14 protein-coding genes are annotated in these 15,230 nt (G+C 69.5%); 3 read left to right on the top strand and 11 right to left on the bottom strand.

Annotation, left to right across the window (positions count from 1 at the left end; translation table 11 throughout):
• The 9 genes from QRN89_RS35395 to QRN89_RS35355 all read right to left on the bottom strand — a co-directional run.
• A partial coding sequence (locus tag QRN89_RS35395; protein WP_290353515.1) for a hypothetical protein occupies window positions 1-244 on the bottom strand: 244 nt, incomplete at its 3' end.
• A 535-nt stretch (window positions 245-779) separates the two neighbouring features.
• Window positions 780-1,454, bottom strand: a complete 675-nt coding sequence (locus QRN89_RS35390; protein WP_290353514.1) for a hypothetical protein — start codon at window positions 1,452-1,454, stop codon at window positions 780-782.
• 510 nt (window positions 1,455-1,964) lie between these two features.
• Window positions 1,965-3,503 (bottom strand): hypothetical protein, encoded by a 1,539-nt coding sequence (locus QRN89_RS35385; RefSeq protein ID WP_290353512.1) that lies wholly within the window; start codon window positions 3,501-3,503, stop codon window positions 1,965-1,967.
• Window positions 3,504-3,528: 25 nt separating this feature from the next.
• Complete coding sequence (locus QRN89_RS35380; protein ID WP_290353511.1) at window positions 3,529-4,683, bottom strand: FAD-dependent monooxygenase; 1,155 nt, start codon at window positions 4,681-4,683, stop codon at window positions 3,529-3,531.
• 1,015 nt (window positions 4,684-5,698) lie between these two features.
• The gene (locus QRN89_RS35375) at window positions 5,699-6,430 is read right to left on the bottom strand and encodes an anti-sigma factor (RefSeq protein ID WP_290353510.1); all 732 of its coding nucleotides are present in this window, start codon (window positions 6,428-6,430) and stop codon (window positions 5,699-5,701) included.
• Entirely contained in the window at window positions 6,427-6,972 is a 546-nt protein-coding gene (locus QRN89_RS35370; protein ID WP_290353509.1) for a sigma-70 family RNA polymerase sigma factor, read from the bottom strand. The genes QRN89_RS35375 and QRN89_RS35370 overlap by 4 nt, the downstream gene beginning before the upstream one ends.
• Window positions 6,973-7,019: 47 nt before the next feature.
• Window positions 7,020-7,712, bottom strand: coding sequence for a sortase domain-containing protein (locus QRN89_RS35365; protein ID WP_290353508.1), 693 nt, complete (start codon window positions 7,710-7,712; stop codon window positions 7,020-7,022).
• 100 nt (window positions 7,713-7,812) lie between these two features.
• Complete coding sequence (locus QRN89_RS35360) at window positions 7,813-8,646, bottom strand: DUF4397 domain-containing protein (protein ID WP_290353507.1); 834 nt, start codon at window positions 8,644-8,646, stop codon at window positions 7,813-7,815.
• A gap of 819 nt (window positions 8,647-9,465) precedes the next feature.
• Window positions 9,466-9,849, bottom strand: coding sequence for a winged helix-turn-helix transcriptional regulator (locus QRN89_RS35355; RefSeq protein WP_290353506.1), 384 nt, complete (start codon window positions 9,847-9,849; stop codon window positions 9,466-9,468).
• Window positions 9,850-9,932: 83 nt separating this feature from the next.
• Between QRN89_RS35355 and QRN89_RS35350 the strand changes: the two genes are divergently transcribed.
• The 3 genes from QRN89_RS35350 to QRN89_RS35340 are packed head-to-tail and all read left to right on the top strand — an operon-like array spanning window position 9,933 to window position 11,777.
• The gene (locus tag QRN89_RS35350; RefSeq protein WP_290353505.1) at window positions 9,933-10,586 is read left to right on the top strand and encodes an LLM class flavin-dependent oxidoreductase; all 654 of its coding nucleotides are present in this window, start codon (window positions 9,933-9,935) and stop codon (window positions 10,584-10,586) included.
• Between the two features lie 12 nt (window positions 10,587-10,598).
• A complete protein-coding gene (gene istB, locus QRN89_RS35345; protein ID WP_290353504.1) occupies window positions 10,599-11,363 on the top strand; it encodes an IS21-like element helper ATPase IstB in 765 nt (254 codons plus the stop codon).
• Window positions 11,364-11,402: 39 nt separating this feature from the next.
• Entirely contained in the window at window positions 11,403-11,777 is a 375-nt protein-coding gene (locus QRN89_RS35340; protein WP_290353503.1) for a hypothetical protein, read from the top strand.
• 2,115 nt (window positions 11,778-13,892) lie between these two features.
• Here the strand turns inward: QRN89_RS35340 and QRN89_RS35330 are convergent.
• Complete coding sequence (locus tag QRN89_RS35330; protein ID WP_290353502.1) at window positions 13,893-14,333, bottom strand: nuclear transport factor 2 family protein; 441 nt, start codon at window positions 14,331-14,333, stop codon at window positions 13,893-13,895.
• 153 nt (window positions 14,334-14,486) lie between these two features.
• The gene (locus QRN89_RS35325) at window positions 14,487-15,203 is read right to left on the bottom strand and encodes an acyl-CoA dehydrogenase family protein (RefSeq protein ID WP_290353501.1); all 717 of its coding nucleotides are present in this window, start codon (window positions 15,201-15,203) and stop codon (window positions 14,487-14,489) included.
• Between the last annotated feature and the right edge of the window lie 27 nt (window positions 15,204-15,230).

The following is a 15,230-nucleotide window of genomic DNA, read 5'->3' as shown; positions in this document are numbered from 1 at the left end:
GCAGGGCCGGATGGTCGGGAAGTGGGCCGCCGGGGGGTGGTGTGTCGAGGTGGCCGAGGGCCGCCTCGATCATGACGGAGGCGGGCGCATCGAGCGGCGCAAGGTGTGCTGGGCGGCGGCGTCCGGTCAAGGCGCGCAACCGGGCGTCCAGGCCGTCCCAGGCCGCCGCGCCGTTCGGGTCGGTGGGGCGCGGACCCAGCCCCGGCACGCCGGTGATGGTGTGGCGGGTGCGCCACAGTTCCACCAGCGCAGCCGTGGTGGCCCACGCGTGACGGCGCCCGGGGGGGGCGCTGGTCGGCGGCGGAGTCCCGAGCGGGGCGCCCAGGCGGGCGGAAAGCCTGCCAGGGTGTGACCGCGGTCGGCGAGCGAGCGGGCCAGGATGCGGAGGCGCTCGGAGAGGCGGCCGGCCCAGTGCCCGGGGGTGTCGGGATGGACGAGAGCGTGGGAGTCGGCCGTCCAGTCGGGAATTGCCCCGCGGTGGTAGGGGCGGTGCGGGGCGTGGTCGGGCAGGCGCTCACGGAAGCGGACCTCGGCATTGAGCTTGTCGGTGACGGCGTCGGCCCGGGCCAGCGCCGCACGCTCCGAGCGCACGCGCTGGTCGGTGGTGGAACGCCGAGTCTGCAGGGTGCGGCGGACCTGGCCCAGCGAGGTCGCACCGGGGACCGCGCTGTTGGTGGCCCGCTCGCGCTGGCCGCCCCTCCGGCCACCAGCAGGCGCACCCACCGGGCCCCGGGAAGCGACTGCCGGGCCTGAGACCGGACAACTGCTGCGGCGGTCGGTCAGGGGGTCGCCTCAGTGAGTTTGGTGACCTGCTTGGAGACGACGTCGGACGGGACGACGGCCTGGCCGTCGCGCCTTGTGTTCGCCGACTGGAAAGTCGCCAGGGTCGTGCCCACCCGCACTGCGGTGACCGTGACCGGTACCTTCAGCGGTTCCTCACCGTCCAAGGAGACCAGCTGAAGCAGTCGGAAGGACACCGACTCACTGCCGAGTCCGGGATCCGGCAGCGCAGTGACGCCCTCGTAGGCGAAGCCGTACACCGGGGTGAAGGCCGTGCAGGAACGCAGCGCGGTCCGCAGTCTGGCGATGATTTCCGCGGCCTGGTCCGGCGTGTAGGAGGCCAGTGCCATGGAGCCCCCGTGATCGCCCTCGAGGGCGCTCATCACCTGCCTGAGCCGGGCCTTGGGCGTAACCGGACTGGCCAGAGCGACCGCGTCCGCGACCGGCCGGCACACCGCCGGCATGACCGGTGCGCTGTCCGCCCGGGCCGGTCCGGGCAGCGCATCGAAGTCACGCCCAGGCAGATCCTTCCCCGTGACCGTCGCCCGCTGCAGAGCCTGCTGCCCGAGCACCTTGCCGCCCGCAGCCGGGGCAGCCGGGCGTGCCGGCTTCTCATTCGCCCGGGGCTCCTTGGCCTCCCCTGCGCAACCCGCCGCGAACAGCATGCTTGTCACGCACGCCGGTGCCGCTCCACGTCCGTACCACGGACGTCTCTGCCCCCACCCCATGGCCACCCCACCCATGCAAGATCACTGAAGAACCGTGAGTACACCTCGCTTCCCTTGTCACCGTCAAGCGAAGGACGCTGCCGCCGGGCGACCGACCAGCGCAGGCGGGACCGCGTCGTCCGACTGGTAGTGGTCGGCGGTCGGAGCCGCCGTCGGCCGTCAGTGGCCGCCCCTGACGCGGGAGCCCCTCACAGGGCAAGAAGATCACCGCGGGCGACTGCTTCCAGCCGAGTCGCCGAGGCCGAGTTCGGCCCGAAGGAGGCGTACGCACTCGCGGCGCGCACAGCCGCTGTCGAAGACGAGTTGCTCGGCCCTGTCGCCCGCGAGGCTGCGGCGCGGCCTGTCGTGCAGCGCCTTGCGCGCCCGAGGGGGGTCTCGTCGGTCTGCTGGGGGTGGTGGCGTGGCGGCCAGGCGAGCACGTCGGCCCGGGGCAGGGCCGTGCGGAGGTGCGGTCCGTCAGTCCTTCGGCCTCGCCGGCGCCTTGGCACAGAGGTACGGACGCGCGAGCAGCAGACCGATGCCGGTCGTGGCGATGCCGAGGTAGACCGGCGCGAGGTGGATGAAGTCGGTGTAGTGGATCGCGGCGTGCACCGCGACAGCCGGCAGGAAGCCGGCGACCGCGGCCGCGGCCAGGGTCCAGAACACCCAGGCCTCCCCCCGCCGCCAACCCCACGCGCTGAGCAGGATGATGGCCACCGCGGCGGCCATCAGGGCGCCGCCGAACCCTGCCCGGTCGTGGGCGACGAACGGCACGAGCCGGGGGTTCACGGATTGCAGTGTCTGCGTGCCGGCGCCGAGGAAGGCCAGGTCGGTCGGCACGAAGACACCGGTCAGACCGACCACCGAGATCACCGCTCCGCCGACGAACAGCCCCGCTCCCGTGACGATCAGCAGCAGCTGGCCGACCAGCGACCGCCGGCGTTGCGGCTCCGGTCCCTCGTGCGCCGGGCGCCACCGCGGCGCAGGCGGGGTCCGACGGACCGCGGCCACGAACATCGGGAACAGGACGATGGTGGTGGCCGTGTGCAGGGGTTCCACGAAGCCGGTGGCCAGAAAGTAGAACACGGTGGGAAAGCCGATCGCCCCCGAGAGCAGATACACCTCGCGGGCCCAGGGCCAGCCGCGTCTGATCCCGCCCCAGGCGAGGCCGGTGTAGAGGGCGCCGATCGCTACCATCGTGCCGGCCATCGTGATCCGGTCGTGCTGGAGGAAGTGCACGAGGTGGGGGTTGGCGGCATGCAGTTCGTGCACCGTCATGCGGAGGTAGTCGCGGTCGTACCAGAGCAGGACCGGCCCGAGCGTGATCGCCGCAGCACCGAGTCCGGCGCCCGTCATACCGAGCCCGACCAGTAGCGCCCACCACCAGGTGGGCCAACGGCGTGGATCGCGGCCGACGTCCCGCAGCCCCGGAGCGGGCGCGGTGGGCGTGGCTGCCTCGGTGACCCGCTGGAACCAGCCGGGTCCGGCCGCGACGAGCACCCGGGGCCGGGCGAGCACGACGGCGCCCGGCTCCTCGAGCGCGGCGGCCGCGGTGGTGACCGAGGGGTCGGACACGTGGACCACGTGCGGGTCGTCGCTGCTCGTGAACCCGTCGACATAGGGTTTGAGGGCGGCCTCGGCCTCCGGGTCGCAGGCGCGGACAACGAGTGGGATCGAGCGGCCGGCAGCGGCCTCACGTACGGTGTCGGCGTCGGCGGCCGAGACGGGCGCCACCTCGACGACACCAGCCCCGAGCGGGGGCATGGCGCGTACCACTTCGCGGGCGAGCGAGGGCGGGACGGATATGCCGAGACGGACGGTCACTGGAACCCCGGCGATGTCGCCGGCGAGCCCCTTGGGCGGATGGCGGTGGCCGAACCCCCGGGCGATCAGCCGCGCGCCGGCGGGACGGGAGCCGATCGAGGCGAGCAGGCGCAGGGCGGTTCGCTGCGAACGGCGCCGACCGATTACGGCAGCGGCCAGGCCGCGCAGCGGGTGATATGTCCAGTCGGGCATCGGTCGCTCTCGCTCTCCGTCGCGGTCAGCGGTCACCGGGCGCGGTCCAGCCGAGCACCGGCGTCATGGAACGCAGCGTCGCCCGCGTGGGCATCAGCCGGGCGGCCGTGTCGCGCAGCAGCACCGCGGGCGGCCACGACAACTGGCCGACTGCGCCCAGCCGGGCGGAGCGGCGCGCGACGGACTGGGTCCGCGGGCGGCGCAGCAGGTCGTACGAGCGCAGCGCGGCGGCCACGTCCGGGGTGTCGTCGAGGCAGTGGGCGAGGGTGACCGCGTCCTCCAGTGCCTGGCATGCGCCCTGGCCCAGGTTGGGGGTCATGGCATGGGCCGCGTCGCCCAGCAGCGCAACCCGACCGCGGACGAAGGAGGGCAGCGGTGGCAGGTCGTACAGGTCGTGTCGGAGCACCGTGTCCGCGGGGACTGCGGCCAGCAGGGCGGGGACGGGATCCGGCCAGCGCTCGAACCGGCGCAGCAGTTCTGTGTACTCGGACGGGCCCGAGGCAGCTCCCGCCGGGAGTGAGGCGGTCGCGAAGCAGTACATACGCCCTCCCGGTAGGGACGTGTAGCCGAACCTCGCCCCGCGGCCCCAGATCGCCGCGCCCTGGGCGGGCGTGTCGGTGAGGGGCTCGGTGACCATGCGCCAGGCGGTGTAGCCGACGTACCGGGGGCCGGCCGCGTCGGGCCACAGGGTGCGGCGGACCGCACTGCGCAGCCCGTCGGCGCCGACCACGAGATCGGGCCGGGACTCGCCCCCGCGGTGATCGACGACCGGGCAGCGGCCGCCGTCGCGGACCGCGGACACCTCACTGTCCGGCCGCAGACTGTCACCGGGAAGGGCCTCGGTGAGCGCCCGCAGCAGGTCCGCGCGATGCAGGACCACCAGGGGATGGCCGAAGCGGCGTGCCAGCTCCGCGTTGTCCGTGCGGGACAGCCAGCGGCCCTGGCGGTCGCGTACGCCGCCTGTGGCCTCGGCGGTGCCGAGCGCCCGGACGGCGTCGGCCAGGCCCAGCGCCTCCAGCGCGTGCAGCGCGTTCGGCCACAGGGAGATGCCGGCTCCGATCTCAGTGAACTTCGGGGCCCGTTCCAGCACTTCGACGCGCCAGCCCCGGCGATGGAGGGCGATGGCTGCCGCGAGCCCACCGATCCCGCCGCCGACGATGGTCGCGGCGCGCTGCGGCATGGGTCCTCGCTCTGGTTCGGGGGCGCCACCCCCGGTCAAGTGGCCGCCATGCGGTGCTCGAGCGGCATGCCATGTGAGCCAGGTCCGGCTGAGCAGCGCCTCATAGCAACATGCCGACAGGCGCATGTCAAATGCGGCGAGGAGCGGACCGGGCCGGGTTGGTATCGGTGGGTATGTCGCGGCGACAGATGGGGCAGGCGCCGGTTCGGACCATGAGGAGCATCTGCATCTCGCGGACGACCTGGTGAGGGCTCAGGCCGACGCGGTCTCCTTGGGGTTCGGGCAACCGGCTACCCGGCCCCCATCAACCGTCCAAGGAGCCGGCACCGCCCAGGACACCGTCTTGCCCTGGCCTGGAGTTCAGGCGTCGCGGAAGGCCACGTCCACCACGTGGGAGCACTCGGGAGAGCCATGTACGCCCCGAGTGTCCTTCGGCCTCCTCCGCACACGGATCCTGACCCGGGACTGACGCCCCCGACCGGTGCCACCGGCCACGAAGACCTTGTCGCAGCGTCGCGTCGTGCTTCGCCAGGCGTCCCCGCCAGGAACGAACCGAGCACGAGCTTTGCAGAGCGCAGGCCTGGAACTGCAGGGGGACCACCCTGTGATGGCTCCCGGCTCCACGCCGTGGATCCCGACCACGCTCGCTCTGCGGGATCGGCCGGCCGCTTGCTGCGAAACCCCCGTCCTCGTCCGAGTCCGGACTCAGCTCTCCCCGGTCAAGGCGCGGGGGTTCCTCGCGGGCACCAGCGGCGACGAGATGACGCAGGATGGGTGGACATCCGTGGGTGACAGCCCGCTGCTGCCGGCCGGTGGACGTCCGGTCGTCGGTGATGTCGTCGGCCGGAGCGGGTTCACCGCATCTCCCGTGGGCCAGCCGGGTAGGCACCGCGTCAACATGCACCGGCAATACCCGCAGCTTGCCGGAACATGGCCACTTCTGCACAACCGCTCCGGTCAACTCAGCTCGGGCGGCTGGGTGACGGGTCGGTTTCTGTCGGCTGTTCTGCGGCGGTCAGCCGGCGTAGACGCCTCTGACGATGCTGTCGCCGGAGTGGTCGGGTTTGCCGTTGTAGGGCTGGACGGAGACGTCCACGACGGAGTACTCGCTCAGGTCGATGTTGTCGGGGACGGGCAGGGTGGCGTGGCCGTCGGGGCCGAGGACGCCCATGGAGACCAGTTTGGTGTGGCTGCTGTCCATGAGCCAGACCTCGAAGTAGCCGGAGGTCTCGGGCAAGCCCTTGACGGTGATGTCCAGCGACCGTTTCCCGCTCTGGTCGGTGAGGCTGGCGTAGCCGGCCGAGCTGGCGCGCAGCGAATCGAGGGGCTTGCCGTCGGCGACGGTCTGGGGCGCATTGGTTTCGGTGTGGGTCGCCCACCAGGTGATGGCGCTGCCCGAGGCAGCGCCGAGAAGCGCGGCGCATGCCGCGAGAGCGACGGTGAAACGGCTTGCGCGCCGCAGCGTCCTGGGGCGGGTCACACTGAGGGGGCGGTCGTCGTCGCGCACTGAAGACTGAGGCTGGCTGGGAATGTGCAGTTCTGCGGCGATGGAGTCCCAGATGTCGTTCGGCGGCGTGAGCAGGTCGCCGTCTGGGACGGTGGATGTCGGCATCCCGGACACGACACGACGGAGGGTGTCGTACTCGCGGCGGCACGTATCGCATTCGTGCAGGTGGAGCGAGACGGTGGGGTCGGTGTCCTCTCCGAGTGCCATCATCGCGAGGGTTTCTTCATCGGTGTGCTTCACCGGTCCACCTCCAACCGTTCCTTCAGACGCATCAGACCGCGCCGAGTATGGGATTTGACCGTCCCTAGCGGGAGTCCAGCGCGCTCGGCGATCTGTGACTGGCTCAGGTCTTCGTAGAAGGCCAACTTCAGCACGAGTTGCTGTTGCTCGGTGAGGCTCTCCATCTCGCGTGTCAGCACGACATAGTCCAGCAGCGACTCCGTCACGGCCGTCGACTGCTCGGACATGCCTGCCGCCGTGGCAACCGCTTCGACATCGCGCAGGTGCCGGGAGCGGCGGCCGAGTGCGTCAGCCACCTTCTTGTGGGTGATGCCCATGAGCCAGGTCTTGAGAGATCCGCGGTGAGGATCATAGGTCTTGCGGCTGTTCCAGGCGCCGACGAACACCTGCTGGGTGACGTCTTTGGCTTCCTCGGCGTCTCCGATCTTGCGGGCCGCGATCGTGTAGACGAGTGCTCCCCAGCAACGGTAGGCCTCTTGCAGGCACGACTCGTCACCGTCGGCGAACCCCTCGCCTAGTTGGTCCTCCGACACGGTGGTCACGGCAGCAACATTAGCCGCAAGAACCTGCGCGCCGCCCCAGACTGCCGTCACTGCGTCACCTCGACGGCCGTGACGACGAGATTGTTCTGGTATCCACCATCGTCAGGCAAGTAGGGTCCTGCACAGGTGATCAGGGTCAGCACGGGCCGGCCGTCGCGTCGGAACGCACCGGAGTCGGCGAGAGCGGTCTTGCTGACCGTGCGGCGGGCGGTGATCCGGTACGCAACGGTGCCGCCGTCCTTCCGCCTGACCTCAACCGTGTCTCCCTTGCGCACCTCATTGAGGCCGACCAGGACACCCACACCGCGTCCCTCGGCGTCGACATGACCCACGATGACCGAGGACCCCTCCCCGGCACCTGGCACCGGTGAAAAGCGGTACCAGCCCACCCGGTCCGGATCCTCCGGCACCTGCATCTGCCCGTCGCCGGCCACGCCCACCGCCTCTACGGGGGCACGCAGCTCGAGCCGGGGAATCGACAGCTCGCTCGGCGGCGCCAAGGCCCCGGGGGCCCCGGACCGGCTCGCGGGCTGGGCAGGCTGAGGGCGCACCGCTGCGGGCGACTGGGGCTGTGCCGTGACCGAGGTGGTCGTACCTGGGTCCGAAGAACCGAAGTCGAGGGCGCTTGAGGACTCGTCGGGCCGGACAGCGAAGAGGATCGCTGCTCCAGACAGCAGGATGCCGACAAGGGCCGCGGCCGCCCCGAGTGTCGTGCGGTGCCCTGCTCGGGGCGTGCCCATGGTCGGTAGTCCTTCCGTGAGGGCCGTCAGGTGCATCCGCCGCGGACGGGCCGCAAGCAGGCGCACCTGACGGCGCAGGCAGAGTGGTGGTGTCGCGGGGTCAGCTGGCGTCGGCACGCCGGCGCAGCAGGAGTCCTGCGCCGACCAGGGCGAGGACCGCGCCCAGGGACAGGGCTCCCACCATCATGTTCTGGTTGTGGGCTGCGGCCTGGCCCGTCTCGCCGGCGGGGACGCCGGAGGGTGCAGAGTGCATGCCGCTGATGGTCTGGGTCTTGAGTGCGAGGTTCTTGTCGGTGGCGCTGCCCCAGGCGTAGACGATCGTGTTGCTGCCTTCGGCCAGGTCCAGAGTGGCGGGGCCGATCGCCACGGTGTCGGTGCCGGCCAGGACCACGTCGGCCGACACCTTGCCGGCCGCCACCTCGCCCTTGGCCTCCTTCGGGTTCTGCAGGTTCTTGAAGACCGCGGTGCCGTTCGCGCGGACGTCGACGGCGGGCGCCGCCGCGACGTGCCGGACGGTGACCCTCGCCTTGCCGGCGGGGACCTTGGACGTGTCGTTGACGAAAGCGTTGAGCGCGGGCTTGCCGTCGGCCGTCAGATGAGCCACCAGCGTGGCGTTCGCACCGGCAGGCACCTCGACCGTCTTCTCGATCGCCGGAGTGCCCTTCGGGCCTTCACCGTCCTTGAAGATCTTGATGTCGTAGGAGCCCGCATCCAGCTTCATCGGATCGGTGAGCGTCCCCGGCGCGAAGTCCGGCAGCAGTTCCTTGTCCCCGGCATAGACATCCACGGTCAGGCCGGGCACAGCGTGCAGCACCGACACCGTGGCCTGTCCGCCCGCCGCCTTCGGCTGCGCGAACGCAGGAGCACCAACGACGACGGACAGCACGACGGCGACGCCGGCGGCGAGAGCCGTACCTGCAGTACGAGCGGTCATACCCATCATCCCCATCATCCGGTCGAGAAGGTCTCGAACCCTGTTGTGGGAAGGCATTCCTCCAAACTCGGGAGATCGGTTTCACCCCGAGCCTGAATCTTCGACGACGCCCGCACAAGCAGCCTCGAACAGCCCCGCGGCGGACACGATCTCAGCCCGGCCAGCGACCAGCATGTGCCGCACGGTCCAGGCCGCCATCCACTCGAAGGGTTGAGGGGGGCGATGTCGAAGACCTGCCGACTGGCGGGGATGCCGCCGACGCCGGTGGCCCTCTACGGGCGATGTGGTTGATCTTGCAGCGCTGCGAGCCGGTACGGGAAAACGGCGAAGCCCCGGCCAGGGGCCCTCCCCTCTCACGCCGTACGACGCTGCCGCTACTTTCAGCGGCCCGGGCTCGCAGCCAGGCCATGATGCCCCTACGCTCCCCCTCCCGCGCGGCTTCGCGTTCGACTTCCAGCACGCCGAGTCCGCTCACACACCGGGAACAGGCCGCCCTCTTCAGGCAGGTCCCCGTCCTGGTTGATCCAGACCGTCAGCCGGGCGCTGCGGATGCAGCCGGGCGAGGGGAAGAGCGGGAGAAGGTGTCCACGACGAAGGCGACGTAGACGATGCCGGCGAACGTGGTGACGGCATCGAGGTCCCGGCCAGCTGCGGCCTGGAGGGCGACGGCAGCCCGTCTCCCGGTCCGCCCGGATCTCAATGACTCGAGAGTCATTGCCTCTGAAGCCCTCCCCCGCCCAGCACGGCACCTTGCCATACGGCGCCGATGTCACCGCGCCACCGGGATGCCCGCATGCGCGAGGTAATCAGCGGAAGGCTTCAGGCAGGTTTGCCGTCCATGCCCTCACGGACGAGGGCATGGACGCCCTCGGCGGCCCTTCGCATGTTCCACTCCACCAAGGGCTGCAACGCGTCGATCAGGGCTTCGCCTAGGGGCGTGAGGCTGTAGGTGATCTGGACGGGCGTGGTCGGGACCACGTTCCGCCTGATGAGCTCTTGGCGTTCGAGCTCCTTGAGCCTTTGGGAGAGCAGGCGGTCGGATATGCCGTCAATCATCGCGCGGTACTCCACGAATCGCCTGGCACCCTGGGCGGCTGCGCCCAGGATCGAGCCCGTCCAGCGGCGGCCTACGACTTCGAGAGCCTCCTGGAACCTCGGGCAGGTTTCGTCATGAATGGATCCGCGCTCAAGCTGTTGAGACATGCGATCACCCCTTAGCGGCTTACTAAATGTTAGCACCTTATGGGTCGTTTGCCGGGGTTCGGTGGCTGCCGCACTGTGATGACATGACTGACTACGGACACGAGCTGTCGTTCGGCTTGAGCCTCAACCCGACAGCGGATGCGCTCGAAGAGACCCGGCGGCTCGCACACCGGGCCGACGACGACGGCCTGGACTACCTTGCCGTCCAGGACCACCCGTACCAACCCGGATACCTGGAAACCTGGACGCTGATCAGTCACCTGTCAGCAGTGACAAACCGTATCTCGTTCCTCACTGACGTGGCCGACCTCCAGCTGCGACCCCCGACCATGCTCGCCAAGGCCGCCACATCCCTGAGCATCCTCACGGATGGCCGCGTGCAGCTCGGAGTCGGCGGCGGCGCCTTCGCCGATGCGATTGCTTCGATGGGCGGCCTGCCCCGGCGCGGTGCGGAGATGGTTGCATTCACCGAGGAGTCCCTCCTCCTTATGCACCAGGCTCTGGCCGGTGGCGTGGTGAGGATGCAGACCCCTCACCACGCCGTGACGGGTTACCGCGCCGGCCCTGTGGCGTCCGCGCCGGTGCAGCTGTGGCTGGGCGCCCAGAAGCCGAAGATGCTCGCCGTGACAGGCCGGGCGGCCGACGGATGGATCTCCCCACTAAACATCTACGTACCGCCCGAGCCCCACCCAGACCTCGGTCGAACGCCACGATCACCAGGAGGACACCGGCGCTGAGGAGGCCGCACGATGAGCGTGATGGACACCGCACTGCGTGAATCGCTTAAGACCCTGCGGCTGTCAGGGATGCTGGAGACCCTGGACGCCCGCCTCGCCCAGGCACACGGCGGCGAACTCGGCCATCTCGACTTCCTCCAGGTCCTCTGCCGGGACGAGATCACCCGCCGCGAGGCCGTCGCCTTCGAACGCCGCCTGCGCAAGGCCAAGTTCGAGCAGCAAGTCACCCTGGAGGGCTTCGACTTCAACGCATCCCCGAAGCTGCCCGCAGCCCAGATCCGCGACCTGGCCGCCCTGCGCTGGCTCCACGCCGGCGAGTCCGTAATCCTGTTCGGACCGGTCGGGGTCGGAAAGACACACGTCGCGCAGGCCCTCGGACACCTCGCCATCCGCCAGGGCGCCAACGTCCGCTTCGCCAAGACCAGCCGCATCCTGGCCGAGCTCGCCGGCGGCCACGCGGACCGCACCTGGGACCGGCGCATGCGCGAGATCGCCCGCCCCGACCTGCTGATCCTCGACGACTTCGCCATGCGTCAGATGACCGCCCCGCAGGCCGACGACCTCTACGAACTCATCTCCGAGCGGCAGGGCCGGTCCGTGATCATCACCAGCAACCGGGCGCCCAGCGACTGGTATCCCCTCTTCCCCAACCCCGTCGTCGCCGAGTCACTCCTGGACCGGCTGATCAACGCCAGCCACCAGGTCATCATGGACGGCCCCAGTTACCGGCCCAACAAGCGCCCCAAGAACCCGACCGACAAGCCGCCGACCAGCTAGAACGACCTTCTCGCACTCCAGCGTGAGAGGGTCGCCCACATGATCGAGCCCTGGGTCCTCAGTGATGGCACCGCGCCGGCATCAGCCGCAGCGGCGCTTGCAGTGCTGCGGGAACGGATCAGCACCGGACAGCTTGAAACATGGCTGACCAGTGCGTCCGGCCGGTCGCTGGCCTTCATCAGCAACACCGAGCGGGCCATGGTGATGCTGCTTGACGACGAGGACGATCCCGGCGAACACGCAATGGACCCAGGAGCCAGCGGCTCCAGCGACGGCTTCGTCCTGGAGAACGGACAACACGACGAGTATCCGAATCAGGACACACTGCCCCTGGCGGACGCACTTCAGGTCGTCGAACACATCCTGACCACGGGTGCCCCGCCGCCTCTCACTGCGTGGTCGATCGACCGCTGAAGAGGGGCGGCACCTGGGGAACTACGTGAACAGAGCCCCGGGGAATTACGCCGTCGTCGACAGGGTCCGGCCGCACCGGTGATGTTCGACGAACTCGGCGTTCGGGGCGAGCGCCACCGGCCGCAGCGCGCGATCGACTGATCCTGGTGTGGGGCAGCACCGGGCCCGGCAGCTGGTCGAACCCGACCGACCGCGGCAAGCCTGGATCGACTATCCACCTCATCACCGACCGAGACGGGGTGCTGCTGTCGCTGGGCATCTTTGGCGCCAACATGCACGACAGCCTCCGCCTGAAACCACTCGTCGGCGAGACCCCGCCCATCTGCTCACGGCGCAGCCCACGGCGGGCAGACGGCTCAGCAAGCTGCGCGGTGACGTGAAGCGGACCGTGTCCTGGCTGTCCGGCACCGTCGCTACAAGCGCAAGCGGGAACACTCTCTCGCCTTCACAGCCAACCCCGTGACCCTCATATGCCACCGCGCGGCAACGCCACCCCGGTCGCGAGGCAGGGGACATTGACCTCATGGATAACAGCCGGCCCGCCGTCCGCTGGTCCCCGACGCGACCACGGCCGACCTCGGCCAGCGGAGCGCCGTGCGCCCCCACAAGCCGCGCGGTAGCACGAGCGCGAACTGGTTCTCACCCATCCAGCGTCCGAGGCCCGTCAACGATGGCATCAGGTTGCGGGCTCCCTTCCGCACCAGCGACATCATCAGGACGTCCGTCTTGCCAGCCTGGGGAGACTCCGGCGCTCACGCGGGCGTCGGTTCGGCCGCCGGGGACACCTCAAAGATCTCCCTGTACCAGGGCGACCGGCTCCTCGGCAAGGACGTCAACGAACACATCATCACCGACGACGGCGTGGCACCCGAGCCCTGCCCTACCGCCTTGTACTCGAGGGCCGGCGGAATCTGCCTGATCGTCCGTACTCGACCCGCACGCGCACCGAGTGTGACTTCACTTCCGGCACCACGGACCACACGGCTTCCACGCCTCTGCCGTTGGTGCAGCTCGACTACGTGGTGCCCACCGACCTGTCCGGCAAGGCGCACCGGCGGACCGGGCTGGCGGTCACTCCCTCGCACATGGAGGGAGCCGCGGGCGTGGAAGCGATCCGCCCGGTGCCGCGGGAGATCTCAGATGACGACGGTGCCAGTGGCGCAAGACGACGCTACGGCAATCCGGCGGCGGCCGGAAGGCACAACTCGACGGCCCGCACAAGGCTCGTTTCGCAAGCCTGCGTACCACTGCGCATGACACGAAGGGAAACAGCATGAGTCAGACGCTGGCTCGCACTTCGGGTTGAAGTAGCGGTTTGAAGTGTGGTGATGAGTCGCTGGCAGTGGCGACTCACCACCAGCCGGCGTGTTCACCGCATGCAAGTGGACGCGACGGGCGCACGGTCCCCGCCGACCGGTTCCCCGGCCTCCCTGAAGCAGGCTCCGGCGTTCGCGATCGCGCCGCGTCCCGCACCGAGCATCCGGTAAGGGATCGGGTACGCGAGACTGCCACGGGGTCGTGCCGTCCAGGCCTGGGCGTTGACTGCGATCAGCGCGCCGAACACCGCATCCGCGGGCCTGACAGAGGCAGCGCCCAACTCCAATCGGCGGACGCGATGATAAGTGCCCTTGAGGATCTCCTGCGGATCGCCCGCCCACATCCGTCAGCCGCCGATCTCCCGTCCGGTGTACTAGTTCATGACTGGCGCCTGCCGCAGGGGGCAGAGGATGCCGCAGAACATCCCCGGCGAGATTTTCAGATCGAACCGGTCGACCGCGAGCACGGGGCCCGAAGCGCTGATCCGCGTCCGCCGCTTACGGGTTGGGCGGGATGAGCGGATGAGTGCACATGCTCCGCGATGGCGGGACGTGGCGACCGCCCGAAGCGCACCAACGAAAGCCCGCGCCGCCCATGGTGCTGCGGCCGCGCACCGTCCAGGACACCGGACGGTGCGTCTGCCGCGCGGTGAGCACGACGGGACTACGCCTGCCGGCCCCCGGGCTTCTAGCCAGCCCGCTATGGAATTCCCAGCAGGTACCCCAGGCCGCCGCGCAGGTCACGCGGTCGCGCACCGTGCTCCGTTCCCGACTGCCGTGCCGTAGCGGTTTCCAGCCGTCAGTCGTCGTCGGGGAAGCCGCCCTCAAGGGGGTCGAGCCGCAGACGCTGGAGGTCCATCCGGTGGATCAACCAGTGGTCGTTCACCTTGCGGTATTCCTCCTTGTAGTGTCCCCAGCCGTGGATGCCTTTGGGCGCCTCGCCGGGGCGACAAGGGAAGGTCACTATGTCTTCCATACCCCAGATTCCACGGGCCGTGTGGGTGCCGGTGATCTCGATCTCCGGCATGCTCACGCTGTGCACGCTCGTCGAATCGGCCAGCCACTCCCGGGCGAGGGAGACGAACTCCTCGACGGACTGATCGTCGCCCCCGAGGGTGGAGCGAGCAGCGTCGGTAAACAGGGCCCGCAGACCCTCCCAGTTGCGCGTGTCGACGAAGCGGCAGTAGCGCGCCTTGAGCTTCTTGATCTCCTCGATGTCTGACAGCGTCTCTTCGGACATGGCATTCTCCGTCGGTGTTCTGATGTCTTGGCTCAGCAGAGTGGGATTTGTCGACTTGATCGCCGCCCTGACCCCGCCATTCACGATGATCTTGGCTGCAATGCGGCCAATCCCCCGGTTCAGGTGAGGCTCATCGAGGCCGACCAGTTGATGTCAAACCATGAGACTCACGCGCTCGTTCACACCGAGCAATGTCTTGCCATAGACCTCCAGGCCGACGGCGGGGATCAGCCCGGCATGTCGTGCCGCGGTGTTGGCGTCGCGCCAAATGCGCTGCAGAATGCTTGTCTCGGCAAAGGCGGAGGCTCCGTGCGCGTCCAGCAGGATGGCTATGGCCTCGATTATCTGCCGAGCCGCGTAGCCCGCCTGGGCCCTCAGCCGGGTGCGCGCTGGGTAGTCCAACGGACCGGCTGCGGCGGCCTGGTCGACCTGGACAGTCGCCTGGTGTGTATGCAGCCGGGCCGTCTCGATCTTCATCGCGGCCTCGGCCACCTGCAGCTGAATACCCACCGAGTCCGATTGCCGGCCGTGGACGGTGAACGACAGTGGCTTGGAGGCGGCAGCGTGCACCACAACGTCCAGAGCCGCTTTGCCCAGTCCAAGCAGCGGGCCGAGCAGGCACAGCAGCAACATGGGGCCGAAGGAAGCGCCGTACAGGACCTCCTCGCGGGCCGTACGCGGGTAGTGGCCCTCCGAAGCTGCCGGAACAGACAGGACTCGGTGCTCTGGAACGAAGACGGATTCACCCACGAGGGTGTTACTGGCGGTGCCCCGCATCCCGGCTGTATGCCAGGTGTCCTCCATGACCAGCTGTGACGCGGGAATCAGCACCAAAGCCTGATCTGCGACCGCACCGTTGTCGTCCTTCAACAGTGCGCCGACGGCCGCCCAGGTTGC

Origin of the sequence: Streptomyces sp. HUAS CB01 (genome assembly GCF_030406905.1) — a bacterium.
Classification (GTDB): domain Bacteria; phylum Actinomycetota; class Actinomycetes; order Streptomycetales; family Streptomycetaceae; genus Streptomyces; species Streptomyces chengbuensis.
Note: the sequence above shows the minus strand (reverse complement) of the source record. Positions and strands in the feature narration are given on the sequence as shown.

Excerpts from the sequence above, each read along its gene's own strand:
- QRN89_RS35385 (WP_290353512.1), bottom strand. The coding sequence starts at position 3,503 with ATGCCCGACTGGACATATCACCCGCTGCGCGGCCTGGCCGCTGCCGTA.
- QRN89_RS35380 (WP_290353511.1), bottom strand. The coding sequence starts at position 4,683 with ATGCCGCAGCGCGCCGCGACCATCGTCGGCGGCGGGATCGGTGGGCTC.
- QRN89_RS35365 (WP_290353508.1), bottom strand. The coding sequence starts at position 7,712 with ATGGGCACGCCCCGAGCAGGGCACCGCACGACACTCGGGGCGGCCGCG.
- QRN89_RS35360 (WP_290353507.1), bottom strand. The coding sequence starts at position 8,646 with ATGACCGCTCGTACTGCAGGTACGGCTCTCGCCGCCGGCGTCGCCGTC.
- QRN89_RS35355 (WP_290353506.1), bottom strand. The coding sequence starts at position 9,849 with ATGTCTCAACAGCTTGAGCGCGGATCCATTCATGACGAAACCTGCCCG.
- QRN89_RS35350 (WP_290353505.1), top strand. The coding sequence starts at position 9,933 with ATGACTGACTACGGACACGAGCTGTCGTTCGGCTTGAGCCTCAACCCG.
- istB (WP_290353504.1), top strand. The coding sequence starts at position 10,599 with ATGAGCGTGATGGACACCGCACTGCGTGAATCGCTTAAGACCCTGCGG.
- QRN89_RS35340 (WP_290353503.1), top strand. The coding sequence starts at position 11,403 with ATGATCGAGCCCTGGGTCCTCAGTGATGGCACCGCGCCGGCATCAGCC.
- QRN89_RS35330 (WP_290353502.1), bottom strand. The coding sequence starts at position 14,333 with ATGTCCGAAGAGACGCTGTCAGACATCGAGGAGATCAAGAAGCTCAAG.